We start from the raw sequence: 4656 nt of genomic DNA, 5'->3' as shown, positions 1-4656 counted from the left end.
AACGCAATGGTCTCGCACACGGGTGAACGGCGAGTCAACGAGGAAGTACGCTGTCGATCAGTTCTCGTTCGGCAGCAATCGGTCGAAGTCGCTGCCGTTGAACCTCGAACATCAACGGCAGCCTACTGGAGACCGCCGGTCATCAGCGCCAACCGGGGTAAGAAGGCCTGCCCGTTGCGCAGCCACCGGAAAGCAGATACAAAGAAGCCGCTATCACGCCGGTGATCGACACACCAACCAGGGACCAAACATGCTAGTTGGTTCAACGTCGCTATAGCCGGTCTTTAGCTCTGTGACCGCGCAAAACCAGAAAGCTTGACCTGACATCACGGGCGCGCTTCAAGCACGATATTGAAGGGCGTCTCATGTACTCGACGAAAACGTGTAAAACCACCCGTCGTCACCACCTCTCTCAGCCGGGCTTCACCTGCCTGGGCGCCAAGTCCCATCTTTCCTTCCTGAGCAAGGGAAGCGCCTGTGCAGATCATTGTCGACGCCGAGTAAAAGATTCGTCCTACAGGGTTAAGGTTGTCTTCGAGTCTGTCGTTCGCGAATGGCTCAACGATCATCCAGGTACCATCCGGTTTCAACGATCCAACCACATGGGCCGCCGCCCCAATCGGGTCGCCCATATCGTGCAGGCAGTCGAAGAACGCGACGAAGTCATAGTCAGTGCCGGGAAAACTCTTCGCGGCAGCGACTTCGAACCTCACGCGATCCGAAACGCCCGCCACATCTGCCGCTTCGCGTGCTCGCTGGATAGACGGTTCGTGGTAGTCAAAGCCCACGAACGTAGCGTTTGGGTAAGCCTGCGCCATTAATATCGTGGAGGCGCCGTGGCCACACCCCACGTCAGCCACCCGAGCGCCGCCCGCGTTTAGTTTGGCTTCTACGCCATCAAGGGCGGGAAGCCATTCGCTAATGAGATGCGCGATGTAGCCGGGCCTGAAGAACCGTTCTGTGCCCTTGAACAGTGAGGGATAGTGCTGGTGCCAGCCCACGCCGAGTCCCGTACGGAATGCTGCTTCAAGTTTGGGTAGATCCCGGAACATGGCTTCAGCGCAATCGCAGAAACCCGGGATGAACGCAGGACTCGTTTCTACGGCAAAACACATCGCCATTTCGTTTTCAAGCTGATATTTGCCGGTGGCCGCATCGTAGCGAATAAAGCCTGATGCCGCCTGCGCCGCCAGCCATTCGCGGACGTAACGTTCCGCGAGTTCGGTGCGTTCCGCAACTTCGGTCGATGTCATCCACCCCTGTTCGGACATTGCCTTGTAAAGACCCAGACGATCACCCAATGCAATGAGGGGCGCTGAGGCAACCGCGCCGAATTCGCCAACCATTCGTCCCATGAAATCCTGCACCTTCTGCTCGTCGAATTGCATGACCTGTCTCCTGTTCAGTTGACGGATTGGGCCAGCCGGTGCGAAGGACGGGAATGGATTAGTACATTCGGCTTTCGCGACGCTCGCTCAGCAAGCAAAATTATAGGCTCATCAGTGAATTCTGAAAGCTAAAGGGGCTCAGAGCAGGGAGTGCCCTTGTATGGAAGGGCGAAATAACCGTCATCGACGTTCCGATCGCCGTAGCGTTCTAAATGCGCTCCGTACATTTGAAGTAAGACTCTCCCGTCGCGTGTGGCTGGCGGGTAGGTGCGCTGCTCGATTGCAGCAAGACGCGGACGCGCCGCGTCGTGAAAGGTTTCGCGCTGGAGCTGCTACCGCCGGACAACTTCACGCCGGAATATGTGGCTCTGCCCGAGAACGATCTTAGCCCGTATGGGTTTGCTGGCGATCAGCTTTGTGTGAAGGAAACGTTCGTCGCCTTCGGTCACTGGAAGACAGGTTTCAATGCAATGAAAGCGCGCGACGAATGGCACTTCGTCGACATGACCATCGAGTCCGGATTTTTCTATCGGTTCGAAGGCGCCGATCCTAATGCCCGACGGCTCGCCGGAGCGTTGCCGACCTGGCACACACGACCATCGATCTTTATGCCACGCTCCGCGTCGCGCATCACGCTCGAGGTGACTCGCGTGCACGTTGAGCGGCTGCAGGACATCCGCGAGGCGGATGCAACCGCTGAGGGTGTTCACGCCGGTTCATGGGAATACGACAACGGTGAAGGCACGAGACCGCACGCGAATCGTACCATCGCCTTTAGGACAGCCTGAACGCCGAGCGCGGCTATGGCTGGGGCGCGAACCCTTCGGTATTGGTTGTCGAGTTTAGGAGAGTCATTTGATGACGTGCTTTGCCCAATCGAGCCAGCCGAGGTTGATGGCTGCATTGACCAAAATTCCGACAGCGCTGGCGATTGCTGCAATCATTGTCCAGAAGGCCGAATTGCGAGCGGCGGCTGCAGATTCGTTCGATGCATCAGCCGCCTGCTTTGATGACGCAGCGGCCACTCGTGCAATGTTCGACGAAGACTGCATTTCGGCCAACGATTTCAGCGCGAAAGCCCGATCTGACTCATCCTTTGCCGCGCGCGCCTCGCGATCTTTCTCGAACAGGTATCGCCGACAAAACGGGGTGAGCGGATGGTTAGGGTTTTCTTCGGCGAAATGCAGTGCGTATGGCTCGCCACCATTCTCTTCGATCTCTCTGTACGCCGAGCTTTTGTCCATCTGACAGCCCTGAAACTTAGTGTTGGCCGGGGTTCAGCAGCATCCAGACCCGCCGGTTCGGTGCGCCATGAACGGCCACGGGCAACAACCGCTCGCTCTGTGGGGCTATCGGGGTCGCCCCAGCACTGAGGCAAGTACCGCCTTCGTCCAGTCATGGTCAGGAGGCTTGCGCTCAGGAACTGGCGGGACAGGAGCGCTCGACTCGCATTCCCACCAAAGGCCGGCCGGTAATCCATCGGACGTGTTCTGCTTCATCCAGCAACCGCAAGAGGTGCATCGGTAAAGGACGTAGCGTGTTATCGGCGATTTTGGCGTACCAAAAACACCCGCTCCGGAGCACTGGAGTTTTTCGTGCGGGGGGACTGTTGAAGCTCTTCCGATCAACGTCTCGCAAGCAAGGCACCGTTCCATTTCGCCCTCCCTCTCGACACAACCGACCTGTGCAATAAGCATAGGTCATCCAGATAGGGGCGAAGCAGACCTGGTCGCAAAACATCAGTGATCGATTAAGCGGAAGCGCCTCGATCAAACAGATTTTCGCGGTCGTGCCGCCCATGTCGAAGGAAAGCACCTTGTCGAGGCCGAAGCGGGCCGCAACGTGGCTCGCGTAAATCGCACCACCGGCGGGGCCGGATTCGAGCAGGCGCACCGGAAACTCAGCGGCGCTTTTCAGCGACATCAGGCCGCCGCCCGAGTGAATCATGTATAGCGGACAGTGCATGCCCTCGCTTTCGAGCGCCGTGGCCAGCCGGTTGAGATAAGACGACATCAGCGGCTTGACATACGCGTTCGCGCAGACGGTGTTGAAACGCTCGTACTCGCGAATCTGCGGCGAGACCTCGCTCGACAGCGAGATGGCGACGCCAGGCAAGTGCTGCCGTAGACACTCGCGCACCGCGCGTTCGTGGGTCGGATTGCGATAACTGTGCAACAGGCCCACTGCGACACTCGGGAATTCAGCGGCGCGAATCGCCGCAATGATCTGCTTGAGGCCATCGAGGTCGAGCGGCACGAGTTCGTTGCCTTGCGCGTCCATGCGACCGCCCACAGCGAAGCGGTCACAGCGCGGCACGAGCGGCTTGGGCAGTGCGATGCCGAGGTCGTATTGCTCAAAGCTTGCGGTACGCATCTCGATGACGTCGCGAAAGCCTTCGCTCGTAATGAAGGCGGTGCGCGCGCCGCGCCGTTCGATCAGCGCATTGGTGGCAAGCGTGGTGCCGTGAACGATCGCGCCGATCTGCGCGGGTTCGATCGACGCCTGGGCCGCCGCACGCCGCAGACCTTCGACAATCGCGCGTTCAGGCTTTTCGTAATCGGTCAGAACCTTGGCCGAGTAAAGTCGGTCGCCGTACTCCAGTGCGACGTCGTAAACGTGCCTCCAATGTCGACACCCGCCCGAATCGTCTGTTTTCCGTTATGCATGCGCGGCTCGCTCGCTGTGAATACGCGGTGATGCGACAGGAAACGCGGCGCGGCCTGTCACTGGTTCGATTGATCTTCGCTGTCCCGGGATCGGAAGACAAACAAGAAAAGAATTCGGCCAGGACAAGCCAAGCTTGTTGCGGGTAAACCCGTATCACTCGTCTTTGGGTAATTACGTCACCGATCGCGGCGTGAGATCCGGTCGCCTGCACTGGGAATGCCCTCGCCTCGTAATGCTCCAGATCTGCTTCGCACCAGGATGCGAGCGACGGCAAGACCCACTAGCCGGCACTACTGCAAGGTGAAGCGCAGCGGGATCAGCAACTCCATCTGCTGAACAGTGATCTCAGGAGGAAAAGCCGGCAGTGGTTCCGCCCGCGTGATCCGCGCCTGCGCTTGCCCATCCAGGTCTGCGTGACCGGAGGTGGTTGCGATTGCCATCGACAGCACCTGGCCGGTGCGGCTTAGCGTGACATTCATCATCACGACGCCCTGCTCGCCGCGACGCTGCGCTTGCGCAGGAAACCGCTGGTAACGGGCCAGATGTGCGATGAACCGGCCCTGCCATGTCATCAAGATCTGCCCAGTGGGCGGAGTGGAAG

5 protein-coding genes are annotated in these 4656 nt (G+C 59.0%); 1 reads left to right on the top strand and 4 read right to left on the bottom strand.

Annotated elements, in window-relative coordinates:
- Positions 1-326: 326 nt before the first annotated feature.
- Entirely contained in the window at positions 327-1388 is a 1062-nt protein-coding gene (locus QOC89_RS14755) for a class I SAM-dependent methyltransferase (protein WP_323045682.1), read from the bottom strand.
- Positions 1389-1696: 308 nt separating this feature from the next.
- Between QOC89_RS14755 and QOC89_RS14750 the strand changes: the two genes are divergently transcribed.
- The gene (locus QOC89_RS14750) at positions 1697-2176 is read left to right on the top strand and encodes a hypothetical protein (RefSeq protein ID WP_323045681.1); all 480 of its coding nucleotides are present in this window, start codon (positions 1697-1699) and stop codon (positions 2174-2176) included.
- 63 nt (positions 2177-2239) lie between these two features.
- Here the strand turns inward: QOC89_RS14750 and QOC89_RS14745 are convergent, their stop codons facing one another.
- From QOC89_RS14745 to QOC89_RS14735, 3 genes are all read right to left on the bottom strand, one after another.
- Positions 2240-2632: a hypothetical protein gene (locus QOC89_RS14745; RefSeq protein WP_323045680.1), complete on the bottom strand. Its 393-nt coding sequence runs from the start codon at positions 2630-2632 to the stop codon at positions 2240-2242.
- 172 nt (positions 2633-2804) lie between these two features.
- Positions 2805-3953 (bottom strand): hydantoinase/oxoprolinase family protein, encoded by a 1149-nt coding sequence (locus QOC89_RS14740; protein ID WP_323045683.1) that lies wholly within the window; start codon positions 3951-3953, stop codon positions 2805-2807.
- 392 nt (positions 3954-4345) lie between these two features.
- Positions 4346-4656: energy transducer TonB (locus tag QOC89_RS14735; protein WP_323045679.1), on the bottom strand; the 311-nt coding region annotated here is incomplete at its 5' end.

It is taken from the genome of Paraburkholderia sp. (assembly GCF_034668105.1).
Lineage (GTDB): Bacteria > Pseudomonadota > Gammaproteobacteria > Burkholderiales > Burkholderiaceae > Paraburkholderia.
Note: the sequence above shows the minus strand (reverse complement) of the source record. Positions and strands in the feature narration are given on the sequence as shown.